22 protein-coding genes and 3 pseudogenes are annotated in these 26,585 nt (G+C 73.4%); 7 read left to right on the top strand and 18 right to left on the bottom strand.

All coding sequences use genetic code 11. The annotated features are described in order from the left end of the window. Nucleotides 1-97: 97 nt before the first annotated feature. The 7 genes from ACIOJE_RS30130 to ACIOJE_RS30100 all read right to left on the bottom strand — a co-directional run bounded on the left by ACIOJE_RS30130 (nucleotide 98) and on the right by ACIOJE_RS30100 (nucleotide 7,720). Nucleotides 98-946 (bottom strand): ABC transporter ATP-binding protein, encoded by an 849-nt coding sequence (locus tag ACIOJE_RS30130; RefSeq protein ID WP_280683212.1) that lies wholly within the window; start codon nucleotides 944-946, stop codon nucleotides 98-100. Further along, nucleotides 939-1,916, bottom strand: coding sequence for an ABC transporter ATP-binding protein (locus ACIOJE_RS30125; RefSeq protein ID WP_400780455.1), 978 nt, complete (start codon nucleotides 1,914-1,916; stop codon nucleotides 939-941). The genes ACIOJE_RS30130 and ACIOJE_RS30125 overlap by 8 nt, the downstream gene beginning before the upstream one ends. After that, nucleotides 1,913-2,767 carry an ABC transporter permease gene (locus ACIOJE_RS30120; RefSeq protein WP_400780452.1) on the bottom strand — a complete coding sequence of 285 codons (855 nt, stop codon included), beginning with the start codon at nucleotides 2,765-2,767 and terminating at the stop codon, nucleotides 1,913-1,915. Before ACIOJE_RS30120 ends, ACIOJE_RS30125 begins: the two co-directional genes overlap by 4 nt. Continuing rightward, nucleotides 2,764-3,723: an ABC transporter permease gene (locus tag ACIOJE_RS30115; protein WP_280683206.1), complete on the bottom strand. Its 960-nt coding sequence runs from the start codon at nucleotides 3,721-3,723 to the stop codon at nucleotides 2,764-2,766. The genes ACIOJE_RS30120 and ACIOJE_RS30115 overlap by 4 nt, the downstream gene beginning before the upstream one ends. Further along, nucleotides 3,720-5,381: an ABC transporter substrate-binding protein gene (locus ACIOJE_RS30110; protein WP_400780449.1), complete on the bottom strand. Its 1,662-nt coding sequence runs from the start codon at nucleotides 5,379-5,381 to the stop codon at nucleotides 3,720-3,722. The genes ACIOJE_RS30115 and ACIOJE_RS30110 overlap by 4 nt, the downstream gene beginning before the upstream one ends. A 30-nt stretch (nucleotides 5,382-5,411) precedes the next feature. Beyond that, nucleotides 5,412-6,431 carry an agmatine deiminase family protein gene (locus ACIOJE_RS30105; protein ID WP_280683203.1) on the bottom strand — a complete coding sequence of 340 codons (1,020 nt, stop codon included), beginning with the start codon at nucleotides 6,429-6,431 and terminating at the stop codon, nucleotides 5,412-5,414. Between the two features lie 128 nt (nucleotides 6,432-6,559). Continuing rightward, a complete protein-coding gene (locus ACIOJE_RS30100; RefSeq protein WP_400780446.1) occupies nucleotides 6,560-7,720 on the bottom strand; it encodes an agmatine deiminase family protein in 1,161 nt (386 codons plus the stop codon). Between the two features lie 257 nt (nucleotides 7,721-7,977). On the opposite strand from ACIOJE_RS30100, the gene ACIOJE_RS30095 reads away from it, so the two are divergent. Continuing rightward, nucleotides 7,978-8,574, top strand: a complete 597-nt coding sequence (locus ACIOJE_RS30095) for a TetR/AcrR family transcriptional regulator (protein WP_280683199.1) — start codon at nucleotides 7,978-7,980, stop codon at nucleotides 8,572-8,574. A 270-nt stretch (nucleotides 8,575-8,844) separates the two neighbouring features. On the opposite strand, the gene ACIOJE_RS30090 is transcribed toward ACIOJE_RS30095, so the two are convergent. The 3 genes from ACIOJE_RS30090 to ACIOJE_RS30080 all read right to left on the bottom strand — a co-directional run bounded on the left by ACIOJE_RS30090 (nucleotide 8,845) and on the right by ACIOJE_RS30080 (nucleotide 12,172). Beyond that, nucleotides 8,845-10,041: an agmatine/peptidylarginine deiminase gene (locus ACIOJE_RS30090; protein WP_400780589.1), complete on the bottom strand. Its 1,197-nt coding sequence runs from the start codon at nucleotides 10,039-10,041 to the stop codon at nucleotides 8,845-8,847. 157 nt (nucleotides 10,042-10,198) lie between these two features. Continuing rightward, nucleotides 10,199-11,338 (bottom strand): agmatine/peptidylarginine deiminase, encoded by a 1,140-nt coding sequence (locus tag ACIOJE_RS30085; protein WP_400780443.1) that lies wholly within the window; start codon nucleotides 11,336-11,338, stop codon nucleotides 10,199-10,201. Nucleotides 11,339-11,617: 279 nt separating this feature from the next. Beyond that, nucleotides 11,618-12,172 carry a TetR/AcrR family transcriptional regulator gene (locus tag ACIOJE_RS30080; protein ID WP_280683193.1) on the bottom strand — a complete coding sequence of 185 codons (555 nt, stop codon included), beginning with the start codon at nucleotides 12,170-12,172 and terminating at the stop codon, nucleotides 11,618-11,620. A 191-nt stretch (nucleotides 12,173-12,363) separates the two neighbouring features. Between ACIOJE_RS30080 and ACIOJE_RS30075 the strand changes: the two genes are divergently transcribed. Then, on the top strand, nucleotides 12,364-14,022 hold the full coding sequence (locus ACIOJE_RS30075) for a serine/threonine-protein kinase (protein WP_400780441.1): 1,659 nt from the start codon (nucleotides 12,364-12,366) through the stop codon (nucleotides 14,020-14,022). 129 nt (nucleotides 14,023-14,151) lie between these two features. Here the strand turns inward: ACIOJE_RS30075 and ACIOJE_RS30070 are convergent, their stop codons facing one another. Then, nucleotides 14,152-15,018, bottom strand: a complete 867-nt coding sequence (locus ACIOJE_RS30070; RefSeq protein ID WP_400780439.1) for a universal stress protein — start codon at nucleotides 15,016-15,018, stop codon at nucleotides 14,152-14,154. Nucleotides 15,019-15,704: 686 nt separating this feature from the next. Here ACIOJE_RS30070 and ACIOJE_RS30065 point away from each other — a divergent pair. Beyond that, entirely contained in the window at nucleotides 15,705-17,402 is a 1,698-nt protein-coding gene (locus tag ACIOJE_RS30065) for a GAF domain-containing sensor histidine kinase (RefSeq protein ID WP_280683428.1), read from the top strand. A 158-nt stretch (nucleotides 17,403-17,560) separates the two neighbouring features. On the opposite strand, the gene paaI is transcribed toward ACIOJE_RS30065, so the two are convergent. After that, nucleotides 17,561-17,971: a hydroxyphenylacetyl-CoA thioesterase PaaI gene (gene paaI, locus ACIOJE_RS30060; protein WP_400780436.1), complete on the bottom strand. Its 411-nt coding sequence runs from the start codon at nucleotides 17,969-17,971 to the stop codon at nucleotides 17,561-17,563. 249 nt (nucleotides 17,972-18,220) lie between these two features. Between paaI and ACIOJE_RS30055 the strand changes: the two are divergent. Beyond that, nucleotides 18,221-18,589, top strand: a pseudogene (locus ACIOJE_RS30055) (hypothetical protein); the annotation flags it as partial. A 111-nt stretch (nucleotides 18,590-18,700) separates the two neighbouring features. Here ACIOJE_RS30055 and ACIOJE_RS30050 read toward each other — a convergent pair. The 3 genes and pseudogenes from ACIOJE_RS30050 to ACIOJE_RS30040 form a co-directional block, all read right to left on the bottom strand. Beyond that, a pseudogene (locus ACIOJE_RS30050) lies at nucleotides 18,701-18,898 on the bottom strand (transposase); the annotation flags it as partial. A 6-nt stretch (nucleotides 18,899-18,904) separates the two neighbouring features. Further along, on the bottom strand, nucleotides 18,905-19,054 hold the full coding sequence (locus ACIOJE_RS30045; RefSeq protein WP_400780433.1) for a hypothetical protein: 150 nt from the start codon (nucleotides 19,052-19,054) through the stop codon (nucleotides 18,905-18,907). A gap of 61 nt (nucleotides 19,055-19,115) precedes the next feature. After that, a complete protein-coding gene (locus ACIOJE_RS30040; protein ID WP_280683188.1) occupies nucleotides 19,116-19,538 on the bottom strand; it encodes an ester cyclase in 423 nt (140 codons plus the stop codon). Nucleotides 19,539-19,644: 106 nt separating this feature from the next. Between ACIOJE_RS30040 and ACIOJE_RS30035 the strand changes: the two genes are divergently transcribed. Further along, entirely contained in the window at nucleotides 19,645-20,259 is a 615-nt protein-coding gene (locus ACIOJE_RS30035) for a TetR/AcrR family transcriptional regulator (RefSeq protein ID WP_400780430.1), read from the top strand. Nucleotides 20,260-20,492: 233 nt separating this feature from the next. On the opposite strand, the pseudogene ACIOJE_RS30030 reads toward ACIOJE_RS30035, so the two are convergent. The 3 genes and pseudogenes from ACIOJE_RS30030 to ACIOJE_RS30020 all read right to left on the bottom strand — a co-directional run. Further along, nucleotides 20,493-20,744, bottom strand: a pseudogene (locus tag ACIOJE_RS30030) (IS701 family transposase); the annotation flags it as partial. A gap of 98 nt (nucleotides 20,745-20,842) precedes the next feature. Beyond that, nucleotides 20,843-21,550 (bottom strand): response regulator transcription factor, encoded by a 708-nt coding sequence (locus tag ACIOJE_RS30025; protein ID WP_280683184.1) that lies wholly within the window; start codon nucleotides 21,548-21,550, stop codon nucleotides 20,843-20,845. 20 nt (nucleotides 21,551-21,570) lie between these two features. Next, nucleotides 21,571-22,875, bottom strand: a complete 1,305-nt coding sequence (locus ACIOJE_RS30020; RefSeq protein WP_400780426.1) for a sensor histidine kinase — start codon at nucleotides 22,873-22,875, stop codon at nucleotides 21,571-21,573. A gap of 378 nt (nucleotides 22,876-23,253) precedes the next feature. On the opposite strand from ACIOJE_RS30020, the gene ACIOJE_RS30015 reads away from it, so the two are divergent. Both ACIOJE_RS30015 and ACIOJE_RS30010 read left to right on the top strand, forming a co-directional pair. Then, nucleotides 23,254-25,446 (top strand): MMPL family transporter, encoded by a 2,193-nt coding sequence (locus ACIOJE_RS30015; protein WP_280683180.1) that lies wholly within the window; start codon nucleotides 23,254-23,256, stop codon nucleotides 25,444-25,446. Nucleotides 25,447-26,375: 929 nt separating this feature from the next. Then, on the top strand, nucleotides 26,376-26,576 hold the full coding sequence (locus ACIOJE_RS30010) for a hypothetical protein (protein ID WP_280683178.1): 201 nt from the start codon (nucleotides 26,376-26,378) through the stop codon (nucleotides 26,574-26,576). The last annotated feature ends 9 nt before the right edge of the window (nucleotides 26,577-26,585 follow it).

Raw genomic sequence — 26,585 nt, 5'->3', positions numbered from 1 at the left:
GGTCGGTGAACCCGCGCGCCGCCGATCGGGGGAATCGGGTCCGGGCCGCCGCCGTGGGGGCGTCGACGACCCGGACCCGGGTCAGGGGGCCGCCGCGTTACAGCGCCCGGCGCGCGGCCGCGATGGACCGCGGGTCCCAGCCCGGTCGGGGCACGGAGTCCAGCAGCAGCCGGGTGTAGTCGTGCTGTGGGTGGGCGAGGACCTCGGTGGTGGGCCCGGACTCGACGATCCGGCCGTGCCGCATCACCACGACGTCGTCGGTGACGCACCGGACGACGCCGAGGTCGTGGGTGATGAACAGGTAGCCGATGCCGGTCCGGGCGCGGATGTCGGCCAGCAGGTTGAGGATCTGCGCCTGCACGGAGACGTCGAGGGCGGCCACCGCCTCGTCGAGGACGAGCACGGCCGGTTCGACCGCCAGCGCGCGGGCGATGGCGACGCGCTGGCGCTGGCCGCCGGACAGCTGCCGGGGCAGTGCGTCGGCCTCGCGCTCGCCGAGACCGACCTGGTCGAGGAGTTCGGCGATCCGCCGCGGGTGGTCCGCGTCGGGGAAGTGCAGCCGAAGGGTCTCGCGCAGCGCGGCGCCGACGGTGGTGCGCGGGTCCAGGGACAGGTACGGGTCCTGGAAGACCAGTTGGACCTCCCGGGCCCTGGCGAGCCGGTGGGCCCGGCCGCGCCGGTGCTCGGTGCGGTCCCGGCGGTGGACCAGGACCTGCCCGGCGTCCGCCCGTTCCAGCCCGACCACGATCCGGGCGGTGGTGGTCTTCCCGGAGCCGGACTCGCCGACGATGCCCAGCGACCCGCCCTCGGCCAGGGTGAAGGAGACGTCGTCCACCGCCCGCACCCCGCCGAACGCGCGGTGCAGGCCGACGACCTCCAGCACGGTCCTGCGCACCGCAGGCGCTCCCTTCGGATCGACGGCGTCCTCCTGGTTCAGGTCAGGCATCGGCGCTCCCCTCCCCCGTCCGGTCGCTGTGGTGGCAGGCGGTGCGGCGGCCCGGCTCGGCCTCGATCGGCAGCAGGGCGGGCGCCTGTTCGGTGCACAGTTCGGTGGCGATCGGGCAGCGCGGCGCGAACGGGCACCCCGTCAGCTCCTCGCGCAGGCCGGGCGGCCGGCCCTCGATGGCGGCCAGCCGGCCCTGCGGGGCGTCCAGGCGCGGGGTCGAGGCGAGCAGTGCCGCCGTGTACGGGTGGCGCGGCCGGCCGAACAGGTCCTCGGCGGGGCCGGTCTCGACGATCCGGCCCGCGTACATCACGGACACCCGGTCGCTGATGGCGGCGGCGAGGCCCAGGTCGTGGGTGACGAACAGCAGACCGGTGCCGAAGCGCTCCTGGAGGTCGCCCAGCAGCGCGACCACCTCGGCCTGGGTGGTGACGTCCAGGGCGGTGGTGGGCTCGTCGGCGAGGATCAGCGCCGGGTCGCCCATCAGGGCGGCCGCGATCATCACGCGTTGCAGCATGCCGCCGGACACCTGCCCCGGGTACCGGTCCAGGACGGCGGCGGGCAGCCCGACCGCGTCCAGCATCTCGGCGGCCCGCTCGGCGGCAGCCGGGGCGGCGAGCCGGCCGTTGAGGCGCACGCTCTCGGTGAGGAAGTCGCCGAGGCGGCGCAGCGGGTTGATGGCGGCGCGGGGGTCCTGGAAGACCATCGCGGCGGTGCCGGTGCGCAGGTCGCGCAGCCGCTCGGGCGTCATGGTGAGGACGTCCTCGCCGTTGACCCGTACGGTGCCCCCGCTGGTCGCCCCGTCGGGAAGCAGCCCGAGGACGCTGCGGGAGGTGAGGCTCTTGCCCGAACCGGACTCCCCGACCAGGGCGACCGTCTCCCCGGCCCGGACGGTGAGGTCGACGCCGTCGAGGACGGGCCGGGCGGTGTCCGGCAGGCGCAGGCGGTAGGCCTGGATGTCGAGGATGGTCATCGGTCCCTCCTGGCGACCTGGTCGGCCCAGCGTTCGCCGACGACGTTGAAGGCGACGACGGTCAGCATGATCGCCAGGCAGGGCAGGATCGCGGACAGCGGGTAGCCGTGCTGGATGGCGGACTGGCCGTCGAAGACCATGCGGCCCCAGTCGGGGGTGAGGGCGGGGACGCCGAGCCCGAGGAAGGAGAGGCCGGCCAGGTCGATCAGGGCGTAGCCGAAGTTGACCGTCGCCTGGGCGAGGACCACCGGGGCGATGCCGGGGATGACGTGGCGCAGGCAGATCTGCAGGCCGGAGTGGCCCTGCACCTGGTAGGCCTCGACGTAGGGACGGGAGCGTTCGGCGAGGACGAGGGAGCGGGTGAGGCGGCTGACGTAGGGCAGGTAGGCGATCGCGAGGGCGACGACGGGGGCGATCAGGCCCTCGCCGTACACGGAGACGATCAGGATGGCCAGCAGCAGACCGGGGAAGGCGAAGACCAGTTCGGTGCCGCGGGAGAGGACGGAGTCCAGCCAGCCGCCCCGCCAGGCGGCGGTGACGCCGACGGCGATGCCGGCCAGCGTGGAGAAGGCGACCACGCCGAGTGGTCCGAGCAGGGAGGTGCGGGCCCCGGCCACCAGCCGGGCCAGGGTGTCGCGGCCGGAGGCGTCGACGCCGAGCGGGTGGTCTCCGGACGGGCCGGCGAGGGCGTTGCCCAGGTCGACGGCGTTCGGGTCGTGGGGCGCGAGCCAGGGTGCGAGCAGCGCGGCGAGGACGACCAGGGCGACGAAGCCGAGGCAGATCCGGTGCAGCGGGGCGCGGGAGGTGCGCAGCCGGGCGAGGCCGGGCCGGCGCAGGAGGGTGGCGGTCATCCGGCGGCCCTCCCGGCTCCGAGCGTGACCCGGGGGTCGACCAGGGGGTGGAGCAGGTCGACGACCAGGTTCACGGCCATGAACAGGCCGACCAGGATCAGGGAGATGGCCTGCACGGTGGGGAAGTCCTTGGTGGTGGTGGACAGTTCGAGGAGCTGCCCGACGCCGCCGACGCTGAACGCGGTCTCCACCAGGACGGTGCACACCAGCAGGGTGGAGACGATGAGTCCGCCGGTGGTCAGTACGGTGCCCAGGGCGTTGCGGAAGACGTGACGGCGGATCACCTGGTGCCCGGTGACGCCGCGGCTGCGGGCGACGGTGACGTGCTCCTGCCCGAGGACCTCGACCATCGCGGCGCGGGTGACCCGGGCGAGCATGCCGATCAGGTAGAGGGCGAGGGCCAGCGCGGGCAGCACGAGGTGCCAGAGCATCGACCCGAGGCCGTCCCCGGTGCCGCCGGTCGGGAACCAGCCCAGCTTCACCGCGAACAGCCCCTGCAGCAGGACGGCCGCGACGAAGGACGGGGTGCCGAGCGCGACGGTGGTGCCGATCAGGATGGTGGAGTCGGCGGCGCCGCCCCGGACGGCGCCGATCCAGCCGAGCAGCAGGCCGAGGGCGACGACGAGGACGAGCGCCATCGCGACCAGCAGCAGCGTGGCGGGCAGGCGGTCGGCGAGCAGCCGGGAGACGTCCGTGCGGTAGGTGATCGAGCGGCCGAAGTCGCCGTGCAGGATCTGCCCCGCCCAGCGCAGGTACTGCACGATGAACGGGTCGTTCAGGTGGTACTGGGCGTTCACCGCCTGCAACGCCTCCGGGGTGGCCGAGCGGCCGGCGAGCAGGAAGCTCGCCGGACTGCCCGGGGCGAGGTACATCGCGCCGAAGATCACCAGCGAGGCGCCGGCCAGGGTGGCCGCCATCTCCAGGAGTCGACGGACGATGAATCTGAGGAAGCTCACCGGGCCGCCCCCACGTCGGCCGCCCACGGGTAGTAGAGGTAGGAGATGGTGGTGGGGGCGCCGGTGATCCGCTTGTTCAGGAACACCGTGGTGGGCCATTCGGCGACGGGGATCCAGAGCAGCTGCTCGGAGGCGGTCTTCTGGAGCTGGGCCTCCAGGGTGAACCGCTCGGTGCTGTCGGTGGCGGCGGTGGCCCGCTTGACCAGGTCGTCGTAGGCCGGGTCGCTGTACGAGGCGAAGTTCTGGTAGGCGCCGGTCCTGAAGTTGGCCAGGAGGTCCAGCGGGTCGGTGATGGAGTCGTAGTACGTCTCCGGGAAGAGGTCGATGCCCTCGCGTGCCTTGGGGTCGGTGAACAGGGCGGTGAAGGCGTTGGGGGCGATGGTCTTCAGCTGGACGTCCAGGCCGATCTTCGCGCCCGCCGCCTGCACGGCGGTGGCCAGCAGCGCGACGTCCTGGCCGATCGGGCTGGTGGCGACGGTGACGGTCTTCCCGGTGGCGCCCGCCTCCTTGATCAGTGCCTTGGCCTGGTCGACGTCCGGGGCGGTGGGGGTGAGCCCCTCGAACGCCTCGGTGCGGACGTGCTCGGGAGCGGCCGCCCAGGCGGCGCGGGTGGTGAGCGAGCCGGTGGCGCTGCCGGCCCCGCCGAGACCGGTCCGGACGAAGCCGGAGCGGTCCAGGGCGAGCGAGAGCGCCTTGCGGACCCGGACGTCGCCGAGCACGCCCGTCATGGTGGTGACGTTGACGTTGACTGTGCTGAGGCCCTCGCCGAAGTAGAGCGAGCCGTTGCCGGCCGAGCGCAGCCGGTCGTAGCTCTCGGTCGGGATGAGGTAGCCGCCGTCGGCCTCGCCGGTGAGCATGGCGTTGACCCGGGCCGAGGGGTCGGTGAGGAAGCGGAACACGGCCTTGGCCGACTTGGCCTTGGGGCCCCAGTAGTCGTCGAAACGCTGGAGCTCGACCGACTGGCCCTTGTTCCAGGTGCCGAGCCGGAACGGCCCGGTGCAGTCCAGGCTGCCGCTGGTGCCGTAGTCCTTCCCCGCCGCCTCGATCCCGGCCTTCGACGCGACGACCCCGGCCGCGGTGGCCATGTACTGGTTGAACTGCGAGTCGGGCTGGGTGAGTTTGACGGTGACCTGGAGCGGGCCGGTCTTGGTGATGCCGGCGACGTTCTGGAACTGCTGGGCCCAGGCCGCGGCGTTGTCCGGGTTGGTCTGGCGGCCGAGGCTGTAGACCACGTCGTCGGCGGTCAGCACGCCGCCGTCGTGGAAGTGGACGTCGGGGCGCAGGTCGTAGATCCAGGTCGTCGGGTCGGGGCTGCTGGCCTTCTCCGCCAGGCCCGGGGCGAGGGTGAGCTGAGGCGTCCACCGCATCAGGCTCTCGCAGACGTTGGAGAGGATGGTGTTCTGCGGGTAGTCGAACGCCGAGATGTAGTCCAGGGTCGGCGGCTCGGCGTAGACGGCCCAGGTGAAGGAGTCCAGACCGCCCTTGGCGGGCGGGGTGTCGGCGGAGAGCTTGTACGACACGCCGGCTCCGCCGTCCTTCGGCGGCCCGGCACAGCCGGTGGCCAGGGAGAGGGCGAGGACGGCGACGGCGGCGGCCGGGGCCACGAAGCGGCGGCGGCGCAGGATGCGGGTTCCGGCCCCGGCCTGAGAGGTGCTCATGAGGGTTCTCTTCCGTGGGGGAGGTGCCGGTCAGACGCCGGGCTGGGCGGCGGGCACCTGCTGGGTGATGCAGTGGACGCCGCCGCCGCCGTAGGCGATGACGCGGGAGCGCACCCCGACGACCTTGCGGCCGGGCAGCGCCTCGGCGAGCACCGCGAGGGCGCCCTCGTCCTGGGGCACGCCGGCCGTCGGCACGACGACGCCGCCGTTGGCGATGTAGAAGTTGAGGTAGCCGACCTCGGTCTCCTTGCCGTCGACGTCGACGAAGGCGCTCTGCGGCAGGTCGATGATCTCCAGCGTGCGGCCCTTGGCGTCGACGGCCGCCGCCAGGACGGCCCGGTTCTCGCGCATCCGCTCGTGGTCGGGGTGCGCCGGGTCGTCCGGGAGCTGGACGACGACCTTGCCGGGGGCCACGAAGGCGCACACGCCGTCGACGTGGCCGTCGGTCTCGGTGTCCAGCAGTCCGCCGTACGGCAGCCAGATCACCGTGGTGACGCCGAGCTTGGCCTTCAGCTCGGCCTCGATCTCCGCCCGGCTCATGCCCGGGTTGCGGTTGGGGTGGAGCAGGCACTGCTCGGTGGTGATCAGGGTGCCCTCGCCGTCGACGGTGACGGCGCCGCCCTCCAGGATCATCCGGGAGTCGATGCGCTCGACACCCAGGCGCTCCAGCAGGAGGCCCGCGATCCGGTCGTCGGTGTCGTACGGGTGGTGCTTGCCGCCCCAGGCGTTGAAGCGGAAGTCCACACCCGCCCGCCGGCCGTCGGGGTCGAGCACGAAGATCGGGCCGGAGTCGCGGAACCAGGAGTCGTCGAGGGGCAGTTCCACCACCTCGACGCCCTCGCCGCACAGGGTGCGGGCCTCCTCGCCCTGGCCGGGGCAGGCGACCATCGTCACCGGCTCGAACGCGGAGATCGCCCGGGCGACCCCGGCGTACTCCCGCTTGACCTCCTCGTAGGTCTCGCCCCAGAGCTCGGCCCGGGTGGGCCAGGCCATCAGGCAGCCCTCGTGGTGGGTCCACTCGGCGGGCATGCGGAAACCAGCGGTACTCACGATGGAACTCTTCTCTGCTCGGACGTTCGGTCGGTGCGGAAGGGCTCCCGCCCGGGCGCACGGGGCGCCTTCGGGCGGGTGGTTCGGGCTTGAGCGGCTCAGGGGGCGGGGCTCGGCGGGCGGGACGGTCAGAGGACGGCGGGCACGGCCGGCTGGGACTGCGTGGCGCAGTGGATGCCACCGCCGCCGGAGGCGATGGCGTCGATGTCGACCTGGACGACGGTGCGGTCCGGGTACGCGGCCTGGAGGATGGCGTAGGCGACGCCGTCCGCGTAGCCGTCGCCGAACTGCGGGACGATGACGGCGCCGTTGACGGTGTAGTAGTTGACGTAGCTGGACAGGAAGTCCTTGCCGCGGCCCCGGATCACGCTGCGGTCCGGCCCGGGGAGTTCGGTGATCTGCAGGCGTCTGCCCTGGGCGTCGGTGGCACCCTGCAGCACCTGCTTGGTCGCGTTGTAGACGGCGACCCACTGGGCGTCGACGCCGGGGCCGGGCTGGTCCAGGATGACCTGGCCGGGGGCGGTGAAGCGGGCCAGGCAGTCGATGTGGCAGTCGGTGATGTCCTGGCCGGCCAGGCCCGGGACCCAGATGACCTTGTCGATCCCCAGCGACGACTTCAGTGCCTGTTCCACCTGGGCCTGGGACTGGCCGGGGTTGCGGTTGGGGTTGACCAGCGAGCTGACGGTGGCCAGCAGGGTGCCCTGGCCGTCGGTCTCCAGCGCGCCGCCCTCACCGACGAACGGGGCCCGGATCCGGTCGACGCCGTAGCCGGCGAGGAGCGTCGCGGCGGCTGCGGCGTCGTCGGCGAACGGCTGGTAGTACGGCGTGCCGGTCTTGCCCCAGCCGTTGAAGTTGGTGTCGACGCCGGCGATCGCGCCGGGCCCGACCACGAAGGTCGGCCCGAAGTCGCGGATCCACAGGTCGTCGACGGCGATCTCCAGGACCTCGATGGCGTAGTAGGCGCCGGAGCCGCAGGCGTAGCGTGCGTCGGCGGCCTGCCCGGGGCGGGCGAGGAGCACCACCGGCTCGAAGCGTGAGATCTCGTAGGCCAGGTTGGCGATGTTCCGGCGGACGGCGGGCAGTTGGTCCTGCCAGACCGAGCTCAGGGCCGGCCAGGCCATGAAGGTGCGGGTGTGCCGGTCGGTCTCCACCGGCATCCGCAGCCCGCCGCCGGCCGGCGGGGTGGCGGCGTGCGCGCTCGTGGGGAGGGCGGCGCCGAGGGCCGCCAACGGCAGGGCGGCCGCGCCGAACTTGAGCACGCTGCGGCGCGAGGACGTGGGGGTGTTCATGGGGCTCCCTGGAGGGATCGGGAGGTGGGGGTGAGCACATCCTGGACCGAACTGAAAGTTCAGTCAATATTTCGGCGCGAGATACCCGTCGGTGGATTCGGCGCGGCCCGCACAGCCCGCGCCGTGCGCGGACGTACCGAATCCCGGGCGCCGCCGAACCCCGGGCGGAGCAGCCGAAACGACGGGAGGGCAAGATCCTGAAGATGTGATCAGGATGTGGCCCGTCGACCGGGTCCGTGCGAGTAGAGTGAACGCCCGTGTCAGAGCGTCGAACAGAGATCGTCAGAGCCGCCACCCGCGTCATCGCGCGACGCGGCGTCCGCGGGCTGCGGGTGGGGGAACTGGCGGCCGAGGCCGGAGTGTCGACCTCGCTGATCTACTACCACTTCACCGACCGCGCCGGAATCCTCCGCGAGACCCTGGAGTTCATCGGCGAGCGGGCCGACCGCTACACCGCCGAGCCCGACCGGGAGAACCCCGGGAACGACCCCAGGACGGAACTGGAGCAGGCCCTCCTGCTGGAGCTCCAGGACGCCGCCGAGGTGCGCGAGAACAGCACCGCCTGGGGCGAGTTGAGGGCGAGCGCGGTGTTCGAGTCCGGCCTGCGCGACGACCTCGCCCGGGCCACCCACAGCTGGGTGCACGAGATCGCCGGGTTGCTCGGCCGCACTCACCCGGCCGGCACCGCGCCCGCCCACGCCGCGTCCGCGGAGCGCCTCACCGCCCTCCTGGAGGGCCTCAGCGTCCGGTGGCTGAGCGGCTCGCTGTCGCTCGACCAGGCCCGCAGGCTGCTCGGCGAGGCGATCGACGCGGAGCTGGCGTACGCCCGGGCAGGGCACGGCAGGAGTGACTGATATTTCAGTAGCCGAGGGCCGCGCCCACCACGACGCCCAGCCCCCGAGCCTGTGGCTCGGGGGCTGGGGCTGGGGCTGTTCGCCGGTACCCGGTCGGCTCCACGACGTAGAGGTGGCTGAGCGAGACGCCGTCCGCGGGTGCGGAGTGCAGCGGCTCGCCGTCGGATCGGCAGCCGGTCCCGCTCGGTCGGTGTCGGTCGCGTGGTGCCTCGTCCGGGAGGGGAGCCGCACCTGACAGGGGGTCAGGACTCCGGGCCGACAGGGAGCGGGTCAGGACTCCGGCTTGCCGGGCTGGTCGTGGGTCGAGCAGTGGATCCCGCCGCCGCCGGAGGCGATGTTGTCGATCTTCACCGGGACGATGTCGCGGCCGGGGAAGTGGTCGCGCAGGATCTGCTGGGCCCGGTCGTCGGCCTTGGCGTCGCCGAAGCGCGGCAGGAACAGCGACTTGTTGGCGACGTAGAAGTTGATGTACGAGGAGACGAAGGCGTCGCCGCGCCCGGTGATCCGGTCCGGGTCGGGCTGCGGCAGGTCGATCGCCTGCAGCGGCTTGCCGTGCGCGTCGGTGGCGTTCTTCAGGACCTCGCGGGCCTGGGCCGAGGACCGCGACCAGACGTCGGCGGGCGCACCCGGGAACGGCTGGTCCAGCAGGACGACCCCGGGCGCCGCGAAGCGCACCAGGCAGTCCACGTGCGCATCGGTGATGTCCTGGTCGCGCACGCCGGCGAACCAGATCACCTTGGTCACGCCGAGGGCCTTCTTGAGCTCGGCCTCGATCTCGTCCCGGCTCTTGCCCGGGTTGCGGCGCTGGTTGACCACCGAGCTCTCGGTGACCATCAGCGTCCCCTGGCCGTCGGTCTCGAAGGAGCCGCCCTCGGCGACCACCGGCGTGCGGACCCGCTCGATCCCGTACTTGCCGAGGACGGCGGCGGCCAGCGCCGTGTCGTTGCCGTGCTCCTTCTGCTTGTTGCCCCAGCCGCTGAAGTTGAAGTCGACGCCCTTCAACGCGCCGCCGTCCTCGACGAACACCGGCACGGTGTCCCGGGCCCACAGGTCGTCGACGGGCAGCGGGACGACCTCGACGTCCTTGCCGCAGGCGCTCTGCGCGGCGTCCACCTGCGCGGGCCGGGCGAACATCAGCACCGGTTCGTAGCCCCCGACGGCGCGGGCCAGCCGCGCGATGTCGGCGCGGACGTCCGGGAGTTGATCGCCCCAGATGCCGGTGGACGCGGGCCAGGCCATGAAGGTCCGGGCGTGGCTCTCCCACTCCGCGCCGAACCTGCGCCCAGGCGTCGCCCCCGTCGGACCGGGCGCGGCGGGGGCGGAGGTGCCCGGCGCCGGCGGCTGGGGCCCGCCCGCTGCGGGCGGCGTGGCGGAGTCCGAGGGCAACGCCTCGCCGCTCCCCTCCGAGGAGGAACAGGCCGCGGCGCCGAGCGTCAGCAGGCCGACGCCGGCCGCGGCGCGCAGCATCGTGCGGCGGGACGGGGTGGAGCGGGGGGCGGACGGCGGGGAGGAGTTGAACACGGAACACTCCGGCTGGATGAGGGTGCAGGACTGCGCGGATGGGGTGGACGGCCCCCGGCGTGGTCACGGGAGGCCTCACGGGGGGTCCGTCCGAGGACGGGCCCTAGGGAAGCGGTTCCTGCATCGTGGAGCAGTGGATGCCGCCGCCACCGGCCATCAGGCGGTCGACGTCGAGCTGGACGACCTCGCGCCCGGGGAAGGCCTCCGCGAGGGTGCGCCGGGCGGCCTCGTCCTTGTCCACGTCGCCGAACTGAGCGGCGATCACGCCGCCGTTGACCACGTGGAAGTTGAGGTACGAGTCGACGAACTTCGCATCCCGCGAGCGGACCGTGTCGGGGCCGTCCACGCGGATCACCTGGAGCCGTCGGCCCCTGGCGTCGGTGGCCCGGGAGAGGATGTCGAACTGCTCGCGGGCGTCCCGGGCCCAGACGTCGCGGCGGTCCGCCGGGGGCAGCTGCACCAGGACGACGCCGGGCCGGACGAACCGGGAGGTGACGTCGATGTGGTTGTCGGTGATGTCCTTGCCCTTGACCCCGGGGACCCAGATCATCGTGTCCGCGCCGTACGCGTCGAGGACGGCCTCCTCGATCTCGTCCCGGCTCATGCCCCGGTTGCGGTTCTTGTTGACCAGGCTGCTCTCGGTGGCCATCACCGTGCCGTCGCCGTCGGTCTCGATCGAGCCGCCCTCGCCGACGAACTCCGCGCAGGAGAAGGGGAGTCGGAGCAGCCCGGCGATGCCGCGCGCGGCCTCGGCGTCGTCGCGGTGGGTCTGCTTGTCGCCCCAGCCGTTGAAGTTGAGGCCGACCGCGTCGAGCCGTCCGTAGCCGTCACGCCGGAACACCGGGGCGATGTCCCGCATCCACAGGTCGTCGGTGGGGATGGAGTCGGTCACCGTGACGTTCGGGCCGCACAGGGACTGCGCCTCCCGGACGCTGTAGTCGTCCGGGGCGCACATCACGACCGGCTCGAAGCGGGCGATCGTCGCCGCGATCAGCGCGATGTCCTGCTGGACGCCCGCCAGCTGCCGGCCCCAGACGGACCTGCGGGACGGCCACGACATCCAGGTACGGGCGTGCGGGACGTCGTCGCGGTCCACCCACCACTGCGGGAGCCCCGCCTCGCCGTCCCCCGCCCCGTGGGCGTAGGCGGGCGCCCAGCCGCTGTCCGGAACCGCCCCGTGCGGGGGCTGGGCTCCGAAGAGGCGGCCGAACAGAGAGCGGCCATCACCGTGGGTGTCGCTCATGCTGATCTCCAGAATCAAGTATTGCCCACCGGCCGACCGGTGGCCTTGCCGCGGGGGCCGGGCGGTGATCGCCCGGCGCCACGCCTCCACTCTTACATTGACTGAATTTTCAGTCAAGAAATGCGACAGGGATCGGCCCCGCAGGGTTACCGTCACCCTCGGGGGGCACCGAGCGGGGCCACGGCGGGCACGAGAAGGCCCCGGACCGCCTGAGCCCGGGGCCGAATCCGGCCGGCGCCGGCCGCCCGGCTCGGTCGCTCAGCTCGGTCGCTCAGCTGCTCAGCCGTTCAGCCGCTCCAGCTCGCTGTCGATCGCGCCCGCCATCAACTCACGTGCGTGCTTCACCGGCAGGCTGCCGCTGAGCCAGCGGACGCTCAGCCCCTCCAGCAGCGCGGTCAGCCGCTCGGCAGAGGCGGCCAGGGCGGCGGCCCCGCTCATCGGCCGCACCTTGCCGAGCAGGTCGGCGACCTCCTGCACCCAGACCAGCGTCGCCCGGGCCAGGTCCTCGCGCAGCTCGGGGTCGAACACCGCACTCGCCCGCAGCTCGCCCCAGGCCGTGCTGTTCTCCCGCACCTCGGGGGTGTCCTGGAACTCCAACAGCAGCGTCTGCTCCAGCTCACCCCTGGCGTCCAGGGGCGGCGCGTCCGCCGCACGCTCCGTCGTGTACCGCTCGGCGCGGTCGTTGATGAACTCCAGGGTCGAGCGGAGGATCCCCGCGCGGTCCTTGAAGTGGTAGTAGATCAGCGCGGTGGAGACACCCGCCTCCGCCGCCAGCTCCTCCACGCGCAGCCCGCGCACACCGCGCCGGGCGATGACCCGCGCAGCCGCTTCCATGATCAAGGTTCGACGGTCAGCCACAAGAGGTCACCCTACCCGGCGGACCGGCCGCCCGGCCGAATCGGGCCGGTCCTGACTGAAACTACAGTCGGGGTATGATCCGTGCGGTTCGGACGTCGGCGCACCCACGGGCCCTGCCCGGTCGCCACACCCTCCCGTCCCACCCGCCCGACCCGCTGGGAGCCAGCATGACCACAGAGCCCTTCGGCGCCCCGTCGCCCTCGGCCTTCCAGGCGCTGACCCCGGACGACCCCCGCGAAATCGGCGGCTACCGGGTCTGCGCACGGCTCGGCGCGGGCGGCATGGGCCGCGTCTACCTCGCCTACACCCCCGGCGGGCGCCCGGTCGCGCTCAAGGTGATCCGGCCCGAACTCGCCGAGGACCCCGACTTCCGGCACCGCTTCGCCCAGGAGGTCGCCAGCGCCCGCCGCATCCACGGCCTCTACACCGCCCAGGTGGTCGACGCGGGCACCGACGCCGCCATGCCCTGGCTCGCCACCGCCTTCGTACCCGGCCCCTCCCTCCAGCAGGTCGTCCAGCGGCACGGGCCGCTGCCCGAGCGGACCGTCCTGCTGCTCCTCGCCGGCATCGCCGAGGCCCTGCAGGCGATCCACACCGCAGGCGTCGTCCACCGCGACCTCAAGCCCGGCAACGTCCTCATCGCCGCCGACGGCCCCCGGGTCATCGACTTCGGCATCGCCCGCGCCGCCGACGCCAGCCCGCTCACCGGCACCGGCCTGCGCATCGGCTCGCCCGGCTACATGGCCCCCGAGCAGGCCCTCGGCCTGGCCGCCACCCCGGCCACCGACGTGTTCGCCCTGGGCGCCCTGATCGCCTCCATCGGCTCCGGCACCTCGCCGTTCGGCGACGGGCCCGAGCCCGCCGCCCTCTACCGGGCCGTGCACGAGGAACCCGACCTCTCCCGGCTCCCGCCCGGACTGCACGAGCTGGTCCGGCTCTGCCTGGCCAAGAACCCGGGGGACCGGCCGGACACCGCCCTGCTGATCGAGGCCGCCCGCGACCACCCCGCCACCGGCGGCGAACTGCGCTTCGCCGACGGCTGGCTGCCCCAGCCGGTGAGCAACGACATCCACCGCCACAGCGACCTGCCGACCACGCCTCCCCCGCGTGTCGGCGGCCACGCCCCGGCCAGCGCCGCGGCCGATGCCCCGACCGCGCACGTCCTCCCCGCCCCGGCGGCCACCAGACTCCTGCCGGCCCCCGCCCCCGCCGCCCCCACCGGACGAAGAGCCGCGGCCACTCCACGCCGAGGCGCCCGCACCGTGTTGCTGACCACCGTCGCCCTCCTCGTCGGCGCCGCGGCGGCCTTCGTCCTTCTTGATCCCGGGTACCTCGACGACCTCGACGACCAGAACGCCGCCGCCACCGGCGGCCCGTCGCCGTCCGCCGCCGCGACTGCCGACTCCCCCTCCCCCATCCCCACCACGCCCGCGCAGCCAACCACCGTCCCCGGCTACACCACCGCGTACGCGAACCTCGAACTCACCTCCCCCGACCACCAATACGAGTTCGACCTCACCACCGGGAAGGTGGCCGCCCAGGACACCGCCACCTGGTACCTGGGCCGCCACTCCGGTGAGTTCTACATCGCCGACGACAACGAAGCGCACATCGCACCGGCCGACGGGCTCACCCTCCCCGAGTGCCTCAAGGGCATCAAGACCCAACCCGCCGCCACGCTGCCCTTCGCCACCCTGCGCCCCAGCCGCAGCTTCTGCGTCAGCTCCCAGGGCGGCCGGGACGTCGCCGTCGTCCGCGCGCTCACCACCGCCTCGGACGACGGGCCGGTCAGGGTCTCGATCACCGCCTACCACCGGGCCGGCTGACGCACCGACGTCGGTCGGCCGGTCGGACGGACGTCCGTGAGCGGCCGGATCGACGGCTCCCCGGCCGGCGCGGAGCCAGAGCCCGGCGGGCGCGGGCCAGAGGCCTCGCCCGCCGGGCCGTAGGTCACCTCACCCGTGCGGGACGACCGCCACCGGGGCCTGCGCGTGGTGCAGGACGGCGTGCGCGACCCGGCCGAGGCGGGGCCCGAACTCGACCGACCGGTGGCGGCGGCCGACGACCACCAGAGCGGCCCCGGCGGAGGCCTCGACCAGGCCCCGGGCGGCGCCGAGCCGGACGTCCTCGACCACCACGGTGTCCGGGTGCCGCTCGCGCTGCCCGGCCAGGGCGAGCGAGAGCAACTTGGTTTCCAGCGCCTCCAGCTGGGCGATCTCGCCGGCCGGCACGGCGCCGCCCGCGTAGCCGAACACCGGTGGGAGGTCCCAGCCGTGGACGGCCCGCAGCCGGGCGCCACGCAGGGCGGCCTCCTGGAAGGCGAAGGCGAGCACCTCCTCCTCCGGGGCGTACGCGTCGACGCCGACCAGCACCTCGGGCCCGCCGTCGCCGGCCCCGTCGCCGGCGCCCGGCTCGCGCACCACGACGACCGGCACGTCGCTGCGGGCGGCCGCGGCCATGCCGACCGAGCCGAGCAGCAGACCGGTGAACCCGCCGAGGCCGCGCGAGCCGAGCACCAGCAGTGCGGCGTCCGCGGCGGCCGAGAGCAGACCGTCCACCGGTGCGTCCAGGACGGCGTCGGTGTGCACCACCAGGCCGGGGTGGCGTTCGCGGATCTCGTCGGCGGCCGCGCCCAGGACCCGCTGCGCGGCGGCGGGCAGATCGTCGGGTTCGGCGAAGGAGGCCACGCCGTCGGTCAGCCAGGGCCAGGCGTGCACCAGGCGCAGCGGCACGCCCCGGAGCAGTGCCTCCTCGGCGGCCCAGTGGGCGGCGGCGGTGCTCTGCGGCGAGCCGTCGACCCCGACGAGAACGGTCGGCGTCATGCGCCCGCCTCGCTTCGCTCCGCGCGGGCGTTCGCCCACGCGCGCCTCTCGATGATGAGCTCGCTTCGCACGCTCATGACGGTTCCTCCACTGTGTCGGCACTCGGCAGGTCGGTGCTGGGACCGGTACGCGCTGACGCCCCGTCCGTTCCACTCCCCCACCCTGACGGCCCCCGCCCGCCCCGCACCAGAGGCCGCAGGGCCCGCGGGGACGGGACGAAAGGCCCGCCCGACGGAGCCTACGGCCGACCCCGCCGTACCGGGCACCGACACCCGGGCGCCGCCTCGGCCGCTCTCCCGCCCGAGCCGGGAAGTCCGCTTCGCCCGGCGGACTTCCGATCCGTGCCGCGGGCAGGCCCTTCGGGCGGCCGCGTCCCGGAACGCTGGAACCCCTCCCGCCGCCACGAGTCGGCGGCGCGGGCTCCGGTCGGCGTCGTGTCAGACCTCGCGGGGCCCGGGGTCGGTCTCCACGGGCCAGCGTGCCCGCGTCCCCGGACCGGGAGCAGCCGCAGTCCCACCCGGCCCGAAGGCCTCGTCATCCTCCGGTCTATCTTGTGAACACGGCAATCCCGCTGGTCGGACGGCACCCGAGGCGGTCCGGCGGACGGTGGGAGGCGTTCAGGGCGACACACGAGGAGGACACCGGTGGGCGGAGCGGACGGCAGCGCGGCGGTCGGCGGCGCGCGGATGCCCCGGCTGCGCCTGGACGAGCTGCTGGGGGAACTCCAGTGGCGGATCGACGCGGCGCGCGGCACCCGGGACCGGGTGCACAGCCTGCTGGAGGCGGTGCTCGCGGTCGGCCGGGAGCTGGACCTCGCCCAGGCCCTGCACCGGATCGTCGAGGCCGCCGCCGACCTGGTGGACGCCCGCTACGCCGCGCTCGGGGTGATCGGCCCGGACGGGCACTCGCTGTCGCAGTTCCTGACGGTCGGACTGTCCGAGGAGGAGCTGGCGGCGATCGGCCCGCCGCCGTCCGGTCAGGGCATCCTCGGCGAGTTGATCCGCGACCCGCAGCCGCTGCGCTGCCCGGTGCTGTCCGAGCACCCGGCCTCGGTGGGCTTCCCGCCGAACCATCCGCCGATGCACACCTTCCTGGGGGTGCCGGTGCGGGTGCACGGCGAGGTGTTCGGCAATCTGTACCTCACCGACAAGCGCGGCGGGGTGGACTTCGACGCCGACGACGAGGCGGTGATCTCCACCCTGGCGGTCGCGGCCGGGGTGGCGATCGACAACGCCCGGCTGTACGAGGAGGCGCAGCTGCGCCAGCGCTGGCTGCGGGCCAGCGCGGAGATCACCCGCAGCCTGCTGTCGGGGGCGCCCCGGCTGGAGGTGGTCGAGCTGATCGCCCGCCGGGCGGGGGAGATCGCCGGCGCCGAGCTGGCGGACGTCTCGGTGGCGCTGGCCGGTCCGGAGGAGCGCGCGGACGAGCTGACGGTGGAGGTCGCGCTGGGCGGGGCCCCGGCCGCGCGGCTGGGGGTGACGGTGCCGGTGGACGGCACGCTGTCGGGCGCCGCGTACGCCTCCGGTTCGCCGGTGACCAGCGACGACCTGGCCTGCGACGCCCGCTACCCGGCGGGCCCGGCGGGGCGCTTCGACGGGCTGGGCCCGGCGGTCGCGGTGCCGCTGGGTACCGGGGCGGGGTACGGGCGGGGCGTGCTGCTGCTGGCCCGGGCGGCCGGGCAGTCCGCCTTCGGGCCGGACGAGACGGGGCCGCTGCTGGGCTTCGCGGATCAGGCGGCGCTGGCCCTGGAGCTGGCCGAGCGGCGGCGCGACGCCGAGCAGCTGACCCTGCTGGAGGATCGCGACCGGATCGCCCGGGACCTGCACGACCTGGCGATCCAGCGGCTGTTCGCGACCGGGATGACGCTGCAGAGCGCGGGCCGGCTGATCGACAGCCCGGCCGCCGCCGACCGGGTCGCCCGCGCGGTGGGGGACCTGGACGAGACCATCAAGATCATCCGTTCGACGATCTTCGGGTTGCGCGCCCACAGCGAGCCGGACCGGGGTCTGCGGGCCCGGGCCACGCGTGCTGTCGCCGAGGCGCAGGGGACGCTCGGCTTCGCGCCCCGGCTGAGCATGGAGGGCCTGCTGGACACCGACGTGCCGCAGGAGTTGGCCGAGCACCTGGTGGCCGTCCTCGGCGAGGCGCTCAGCAATGCCGCCCGGCACGCCCGGGCCACCCGGGTGGAGGTGACCCTGCGGGCGCTCGCCGGACGGGTGGCGCTCACCGTGACCGACGACGGGGTGGGCGTGCCCGAGGGCGGGCGACGCAGCGGGCTGCGCAACCTCGCCGAGCGCGCGGAGCGAGTGGGCGGCGCCTTCACGGTCGCGCCCGCCGAGGGCGGCGGCACCAGGATCGCCTGGGAGGCCCCACTGGGCTCCTGACGCCACGTCACGAGCCTTGGCCCGGGCCGTCCGCCGCCACGCCCCGTCGGCGGCACGGCCCGCCGTTGACCCGCACCGCCGCGGGCCCTGGCCCGGGCCGCCGTGGCCGCGCTGCGCACCGCCCCTACCCGAACGACCGAACAGCCTTGGGCGGCGGGTCAGCCGGCCTGCGGCCTGCCCCCGATCGCCACGCTCTGCCCGCGGAACTCGGCGATGACCTTCCCGTCCGTCCGCCGGACCGTCACGTCGTAGATCCCGCTGCGCCCGGCCCGCGACCGCTCCACCGCCTCCGCCACCAGCTCGTCCCCGACCGCCGCCGGGGCAAGGAAGGCGACCTGCGCCGCCTGCGCGACGGTGACCGGGCCGTGACTGTTGCAGGCGAACGCGAACGCGGCGTCGGCCAGCAGGAACAGGTAGCCGCCGTGCGCCGTCCCGTGCCCGTTCGTCATCGTCGCGGCCACCGTCATCCGCGTCACCGCGTGGCCGGCGGACACCTCGTCCAGCGCGATGCCCAGCGTCCGGCAGGTCTCGTCCCGCGCGTAGAGGGCGGCGATCCCGGGGTCGAGCATCTGTCCTGTCCCTCCGTCGGCGGTGTCCGGCCCAGCCTAGGGCACGCCCCTCTCCCGGGCCCCGGCCGCCGTCCGGGGGAACTCCGCCGCGCCGGCCCCCCGTTCGGCCGACCCCGCCCCGCGCCGCCCCTAGCCTGCTCGCGTTCCCCGAGCACAAGGACGGCTGATGGCTCAGAAGTCACCCCTGACCGCCGTCCCCACGGGCGCCGCCGAGATCCCCTCGGCGCGGCCGCCCTGCTGGCCTTCGTGATGCCGCTGACCCGGCAGATCTCCTGGCTGCTCGCGGCCGTCCTGATCGCCTGGTACGGCTACTACCTCTTCCGGATCGGCCGCTGCAGCGAGGACGACGAGGAGGAACTCGTCGGCGTCCCGGCCCGGTTGGCCGCCCTGCCGCGACGCCGCCGCCGGGCCACCACCGTGTTGGTCTTCGCGGTCGCGGCCGGCGTGGTCTTCGCCTGCGCCGAGCCCTTCGCCACCTCCCTGGTCGACGCCGGCGCCTCGCTCGGCATCGACCGCTTCCTGCTGGTGCAGTGGCTGGCCCCGCTCGCCTCCGAGGCGCCCGAGCTGATCGTCGCCGTCGTCTTCGCCTGGCGGCTGCGCGGCGACGACGGACTCGGCGCGCTGCTCTCCAGCAAGGTCAACCAGTGGACCCTGTTGATCGGCTGCCTCCCGCTCGCCTACCTGGCCGGTGGTGGCGGGGCCTCCCTCCCGCTGGTCGAGCGCCAGGTGGACGAGGTGCTGCTGACCGCCGCCCAAGTGCTCCACCACGTAGCCGCGTACGTCGTCGCGGACCTGATCGGCATCCCACTTGGCCCGGCCCAGCAGGTGCTGCATTCCGCCCGGCGTCGTCTCACCGGCCCACTCGGCGATGGTCCAGCAGTTCTTGCGCGGCAGGTCGGACAGCAGCCCGAGCGCCAACTTCCTCATGCGGCGTCAGGGTTCGACCCGGGTGAAGCGACCCGCGACCTGGCCCATGAGGTTCTCGAACGCAGCCTGCCAGCGGGCGGGGTCCACGTTGTGCCCGGCGGTCACCGTCTGGTCCTTCTCGTCTTGGTAGAGCTGGGTGGGTGCCGATGGCCGCACCGGTGCCAGTGTCGGCCTCGCATCGATGGTGGGCTTGCCGGGATGGGCGAAGGAGGTTCTTTCACAGGTCCAGTTGGTTGCGCATCGCGTCCGCGTCGCGCAGGGCCCAGTGCTCGACAATTCGGCCGTTGTGGACGCGGACCATGTCCATGCTGAGGACCTCGTAGTGTCGTCCGGAGGCCGTGTGGGTGCCCCGGCTGGTATACCGGTTGACGGAGGTGTCGCCGCAGACGATGTTCTGTTCGATCGTCACCGAGACGTCGTGGAAGGCGCTGCCCGCGCTCATTCGTTCCCACTTCTGTCGCCAGGCGTCGCGTCCGCGGTGGTCGCCTTCCATGCCTCCCCTGTGGTCGACGACCTCCGGGTCGACCAGCGTAAGGGCGTCTTCGAGTCGGCCTTCCAGAATCTGCGCGTAGCTCTCGACGATGCGTCGGTGGACCTCGCCCGGTCCTGCGTGCGCGGTGTCTTCTGTTCCCTGTGGCATACGGAATCTCCTCTGCGGGACACGCTTGAGGCGGCAAGTGGGGATCTCCCCGTTTGTCGTGTCCGGATACCGTAACCGGGGATGTCCCCAATTAACAAGGAGGGTCATGTCATCGCAAAACGCCGGACCTGCGCCACGGCCGGAACCCCAGCGTCGTCGTCGCGCAGACGCACAGCGCAACTACGACCTGCTCGTAGCCGCAGCCAGGGACGTCTTCCACAACCACGGCATCGACGCCCCACTCGACGACATCGCCCGCCAGGCCGGCGTCGGCAACGCCACGATGTATCGGCACTTCCCCACGCGCCGCGAGCTGATCATCGCCGTCTACTCCGAGGAGGTAGCCGAACTCAGCGCCCGCAGCCAGTCCCTGCTTGCCGAGAACCCTCCCGGCGACGCCCTCTTCATTTGGCTGCAGGACTTCATCGCGCACGTGGCCGACAAGCGGGAACTCGCTTTGTCCATCACCGACGACCGCGCCGGGCAGCGCTCAGCGCTCTTCGACCGCTGGCACACCTCGATGCACACCGCCGCGTCCGCGCTGCTGACCCGGGCTCAGTGCGCCGGTACTGTTCGCTCCGACCTTGACCCGTCGGAACTGCTCGCTCTAGCCAATGGGATCGCCCTGACCGCCACAGGCGCCACTCAGGCAGAGCGACTCGTCCTTCTTGTCAGACAGGGCACGGACACTCCCACCGCACCGGACGACAACATCCGCTGAAAGCCGCAGACGCGATGCCGACGGCCTCAAGATCACGATCTACGGCTGGAGTATTAGTACTCCAGCAGGACTTCGATGTTTTGCCTGCTCAGAGGCTGCGCGCAGTGAGTGTAGCGGCCTGATGTCCCATCAGGGACGGTCTTCATGAGATCGCCCCTCGATCGTGTGCAGCCGACGTTGGTAGTGACAGCGGCGGGCGATGGCCTGGCGTTGTCGGCGCCAGGTGGACCAGTTCAAGGAGTGAGCGCGGGGCGAGCACCGTGGCGGACGCGGCCCGTGGGGGCGGCCAGCCGCCAGGAGCCGCCGGATCTCTGCCACGGTGAGGTCCACCAAGGCGCGGGAACCGTTTCTGCAGCCCCCTTTGATGCCGCCGCCATCGCGGCCAGGAAGGCGTGGGCGAGCATGGCCAGGGTGATGTGCCGCATCCAGCCGGTGTAGCGACGGACCTCGTACTGATCCAGGCCGCATTCGTTCTTCGCAGCCTGGGGGATCTTCGCCGCGCGGCAGCGGTCCCGATCCTCGGTCCAGGACCTGGGCAGGTAGAGCTCGCGGTCGACAAGGGCCCGCAGACAGAAAGCCCCCGCTACCCGCCTCCCGTGCGCGCGGTGACCAGGCCGGACTCGTAGGCCGCGATGACCGCCTGGGCACGGTCCCGGACGTCGAGCTTGCCGAAGATGCTGGTGATGTAGTTCTTCACCGTCGACAGGCTGATGTCCAGGGCCCGGGCGATCTCGGTGTTGTCGAGGCCGGTGGCCATCAGCCGCCACACCTCGACCTCCCGGGGCGTCAGCCCGCCCGTGTCGGTGACCGGCGGCGGGGCGCCGACCGGGGCCCGGACGTAGGTGGAGATCAGCCGGGTGAGCAGGCGCGGGGCGACCACCGCCTCGCCGGCGTGGACGGTGCGGATCGCCGCGCCCAGTTCCTCCGGCGAGACGTCCTTGGGCAGGAACCCGTGGGCGCCGGCGCGCAGCGCGGCCACCACGTACTCGTCCATGTCGAAGGTGCTGAGGGCGAGGACTCGGCAGGAGGGGAGGGTGCGGGCCAGCTCCCGGGTCGCGCCGACCCCGTCGAGCACGGGCATCCGGATGTCCATCACCACGACGTCGGGGCGCAGCAGGCGGGCGGCGGTGACGGCCTGCTCCCCGTTCTCGGCCTCGCCCACCACCTCGAAGGACGGGTCGGGGGAGAGGATCAGGGACAGGCCGCGCCGCACCAGCGGCTGGTCGTCCGCGATGAGGACCCGGATGCCCGGTGCCACCGCGCCCACCGGGCCGCCGTCGTTCGACCTCACCGGGCCGTCCCCGTCCCCGCTCACCGGGCCGTCGCCGTTCCGTGCTGGACGGCCGCGTCGGCCGTCTCCTCCGGGGCCAGTGGCAGGTCGGCCAGGACGGCGAAGCCGCCCTCCGGACGTGGTCCGGTCCGCAGGGTGCCGCCGTGCAGGGCGACGCGCTCGCGCATGCCGATCAGGCCGTACCCGCTCCGGCCGCCGGCCGGCACCGCCGCCTGCGGTGCGGCGCCGCCCGTGCCCGCCGTGCCCCCGTCGTCGCGCACCTCGACGGTGACCCGGTCCGGACCGTACGTCAGGGTGACGGTCGCGCGGGCGGGCCCGGCGTGCTTGCGGGCGTTGGTGAGGCCCTCCTGGACGATCCGGAACACGGTCAGGCCGACGGTGGGCGGCAGCGGGCGGCGGGGCCCGTGGACGCCGAAGTCGGTCGGCAGGCCGGCCACCCGGGACTCGTCCACCAGCCGGCCGAGGTCCTCGGCCCCGGGCTGGGGCGAGGGCGGGGCGGTGTCCGGTTCGTCGCCGGCCCGCAGGACGTCCAGGAGCTGGCGCATCTCCCGCAGGGCCAGTCGCCCGGAGGACTCCAGGGTGACCAGGGCGTCCCGGACCACCTCCGGGTGGGCGAGGTTGGCCCGGGCGCCGCCGGCCATCAGCTGCATGGTGGTGATGTGGTGCGCCACGATGTCGTGCAACTCCCGTGCGATGCGGCGGCGTTCGTCGGCCACCGCGCGGTCGGCCAGCAGTTTGCGGTTGGCCGCGACCTCCCGCTGCCAGCGCGCCACGGCGAGGCCGGCGCCGGCCACGAGCAGGGTGGAGCAGGAGGTGCCGGCGAGCGCCTGCCAGGAGGGGACGCGCAGGTGGCTCTGGCTCAGCGTGGTCAGCACCGTCGTCGCCGCCGCGGCGGCCGCCGTCACCGGGGCGGGGCGGGCCCGGGCGACCGAGTACAGGCTGACCATCAGGACGGCGCCGAAGTGGGTGCTCGCCGGTGTGGAAAGGTCGATCGCGGCCTCGACGGCCAGGACCACGGCGAGCGCCGGCACCGGGTGGCGGCGCCGGACGAGCAGCGGCAGGGCCGACAGCGCGACGAGGAGCAGGCCCGGCGGGGTCACCCGGCGTACCCCGTCCATCTCGCTGAAGAGCAGGTAGTTGAGCAGGTCGAGCGTGCAGGCGCCGGCGGCCACCAGCGCGTCGGTGTGGGTCCACGGCGCGCCGTCGGTCTCCGGCGGCGCGTCCGCCACCCCGCCGGGCCCCGGGCTCCCGCTCGCCCGGTGTGCCGGGTGCGCCGGGTCCGCCCCGAGTGCCGTGTCCATCGCGGAGCGCTGATGACCGCCCATGTCCGTTCCCCCTCCGTGCCCGGCCCGCGCCGCGCCTCACCGATGAGCCCTGACGAGCCCTGACGAGCCCCCGATGAGCCCGATCTGGCCCCGATCAGACCCTGTTTCAGACCCTGAACAGGCTCTGAACAGGCCCGATGACCCCATTCTGGCATCGGCCCACCCCGCCCCGGCATGGTCCCCACGGCCGATCACGGGGGCCCGGACCAGGACCACGGTCCCGGGTCCGGGCCCGGCCGAGGAGCAGGGGCCCCGGTGCGGATCGTCCGTCGCAGGGACGTCCGCGGCCCACCCCGGGTGATGGTCTGGAACCCGGCCGGGAACCCCCGGAGCCGAGACCGACCTTGCGGACGCTCGCGTCCACCGCCGGAGGAAACCGTGATCCGCGCACTGACCGGATACTCCACCAGGAACCCGTGGAAGGTGATCACCCTCTGGGTGGTGCTGGGAATCTCCCTGGCCCTGCTGAGCCCGATGCTGCTCGCCCGCGTCACCCAGTCCCAGACCGGGGACTTCCTGCCCAAGAGCTACGACTCGGCCGCCGCGCTGCGGATCGCCGAGGAGAACTTCGGGATGAAGCCCGACGCCACCACGGTCACGGTGCTGGTCGCCAGGACCGACGGCCAGGCGCTCACCGCCGCCGACCAGCAGCGGGTCGAGGCCGAGGCGGCGAAGCTCGCCCAGCGCCGGGTCGTCATGCCCAGGAAGGACGACGAGCCGGCCTTCCTCGTCCCCGACCGGTCCCAGACCCCCCGGGTCGCCCCGGCCATGGTGGCGCCCGACCGCGGCTTCGAACTGCTCTCCGTCGAACTGACCGGCAACGCCGCGGACGAGGGCGTCCAGGGCGTCTACCGGGCGTTCCGGGACGCCACCCGGGCCCAGTTCGCCGACGCCGGGATGCGCACCGGGTTCACCGGGCGACTGGCCGACGCCGTGGACACCGCCGACTCCCACCGCACCGCCGCGACGGTCGGCAGCGCGCTCGTCATGGGGTTGATCGTCCTGCTCAACGTGCTGGTGTTCCGCAGCGTGGCGGCGGCCCTGCTGCCGCTGCTCGCCGTCGCCATGATCGGCAGCGTGGCCGGCGGAGCCGTGGCCGTCGCCGCGACGCTGACCGGCCTCAAGCTCGACGCCGGCACCCCCGGGCTGGTCTCCGTGGTCCTGCTCGGCATCGGCGTCGACTACCTGCTCTTCCTGCTCTTCCGCTTCCGCGAGCACCTGCGGGCCCGGCCCGAGCAGCCCGCCCGCGAAGCCGCCGCCCAGGTGACCGCCCGGGTGGGCACCGCGATCACCTCGGCCGCGCTGACCATCGTCGCCGCCTTCGCCACCCTCGGCGTGGCCAGCTTCGGCCAGTTCCGCTCGCTCGGCCCGGCCATCGCCGTCGCCGTCCTGGTCATGCTGCTGGGCAGCCTCACCATGATGCCCGCCCTGCTCGCCGCCTGCGGCCGCGGCATGTTCTGGCCCTCCCGCAGCCTGCGCCGCCAGCCGGGCGAGGGCTTCGCCGCCCGCTTCGGCACGCTCGTCGCCCGGCGGCCGCTGCCGATGCTGCTCGCCGCCCTCGCCCTGCTCGGCGCGCTGGCCGCCGGGATGACCGGGATCCGGATGGACTACGGCCTCGGCGGCGCCGGCGACCGGACCCCGGCCGCCGCCACCGCCGCCGAGATCTCCCGCACCCTGCCGGCCGGCGTCTCCGACCCGACGAGCGTCTACGTCGTCACCACGGACGGCACCACCCTCACCCCCGGCCGGCTCGACGGCCTCTCCCACGCCCTCACCCAGGTCGAGGGCGTCGGCAAGACGGGCGGCACCGTCCTCAACGGGGACCGGCGCGCCGCCCGGATCGACCTCTACCTGACCGCAGACCCGCAGAGCCGGCGCGCCCGAGACCTGGCCTCCGGCCCGGTCCGCGCCGCGGTCGCCGCCCACACACCCGCCGGGACCAGCGCCCACGTGGGCGGCACGGCGGCGATCTTCGCCGACATCTCCACCGCCGTCGACCACGACCTGGCGATTGTCTTCCCGGTCGCGGCCGCCCTGATCGCCCTGATCCTGCTGCTGCTCCTGCGCAGCCTGCTCGCCCCGCTGGTCCTGATGCTCTCGGTCGGGCTCGGCTTCGCCGCCACCCTCGGCGCCGCGACCCTGCTGTTCCAGCACGGGCTGGGCGAACCGGGCGTCAGCTTCACCCTCCCGCTGGTGCTGTTCCTGTTCGTCGTGGCGCTGGGCACCGACTACAACATCCTCATCACCGACCGGATCCGCGAGGAGATGCAGCGCCCCGGCCCGCCCCGCGCCGCCGTCGCCCGCGCCGTACGGCACACCACGCCCGCCATCGCCACGGCCGGCCTGGTCCTGGCCGGTTCCTTCGCGACCCTCGCCGCCACCCCGGGCAGCGAACAGGTCGCCTTCGCGCTGACGCTCGGCATCCTGCTCTCCGCCGTCGTCCTGTCCCTGGTCCTGGTGCCCGCCGTCGCCGCCCTGCTCGGCCGCGCCCTCTGGTGGCCGCTCCGCCCGGCCCGCCACCACCACCGGGCCGAGCCGGCCCCGGAGCCGTACCGCGTCCCGGTGCCCTGACCGGCGAGCCGTTAGTACTCCAGCACGACTTCGACGTTTTGCCTGCTCAGAGGCTGCGCGCGGTGAGTAGCGGCCTGATGTCCCATCAGGGGCGGTCTTCATGAGACCGCCCCTCGATCGGTTGCAGCCGACGTTGGTAGTGACAGCGGCGGGGCGGCCTCTCATCGTGATCAACGAGCCTGCAGCCGAGACCTGGGACAACGAACTCGAAGACCTCTTCCTCCGCATCGGCCACCGCTTCAGCCGTGTGGAGCCACGCCGGCGGATGCGCGACTACGTCCGCGGCTCGCTCGGCCCGGTCGGCCGCAAGAACGGGTGGGTGCGCCACGAGGCGCCATGTGACCGAGTGGAGGTGCGAGACCTTCACCGCCGGGCCGTCGCAGCGGCTGGGTAGAAGCTGAGGGCAGTCTGATCCGGGGAACGCCGGGGAGGATGGAAAGCAGCCCTGACAACGCCGGGACGGTGCGGCACTTCCAGACGTGCCGGGTCCGGCAAGCGAGGCCAGAAGGCGTACGAAGAGGAACCCGTGTAAAGCCCCGTAAGTCTTGTCACCGGCTCCAACCTGGAGGATGTGGGCCGGGGTGCAGTGCGTGGCCACTTGCTCTGCTGGGGTGGTCAACTCCGAAGCCGGTCTCCAACTGCCGGTGGGGAGGCCACGTTGAAGGTCTGCGGCGTAGGCGTGGCGATGCTGCCGGGGTAGTAGCGGGACGCCGACCTGGCCGATCGGCACATGGTGAACGTGGGAACCGCCTGCGGTCGTCCTTGGGGCCGGACAGCCAGTCCGGACTGCTGGGGACAGGCCCGTTGCCGGCTGAGGGCCGCAGGTGGGGCGGAGGCCTCGTAGTAGTCCGAGCGGAGGAAAGCTCCGTACATGGCGAAGGGGGCCAGCAAGTCGGCGGGGAGGAGACTGCAATGCCGGGAGGTCGTTGGTGAATACCGACGCGCTGGAGATCGCCTTGTTCAAGGCAGAGCGCCGGGTACTGGAGATGCAGACCAAACTGCACTGTTGGGCGAGCGGCGATCGTGATCGCCGGTTCGATGACCTGTTCGTGCGCCACGAGGCGCCACTTGACCGTGCGGAGGTGAAAGACCGCCGCCGTGGCCTTGTCGCAGCAAGGCCACGAAGCTGAGGACAGCCT

This window comes from Kitasatospora sp. NPDC087861, assembly GCF_044742585.1.
Classification (GTDB): domain Bacteria; phylum Actinomycetota; class Actinomycetes; order Streptomycetales; family Streptomycetaceae; genus Kitasatospora.
This window is presented reverse-complemented; position numbering and strand designations above follow the sequence as displayed.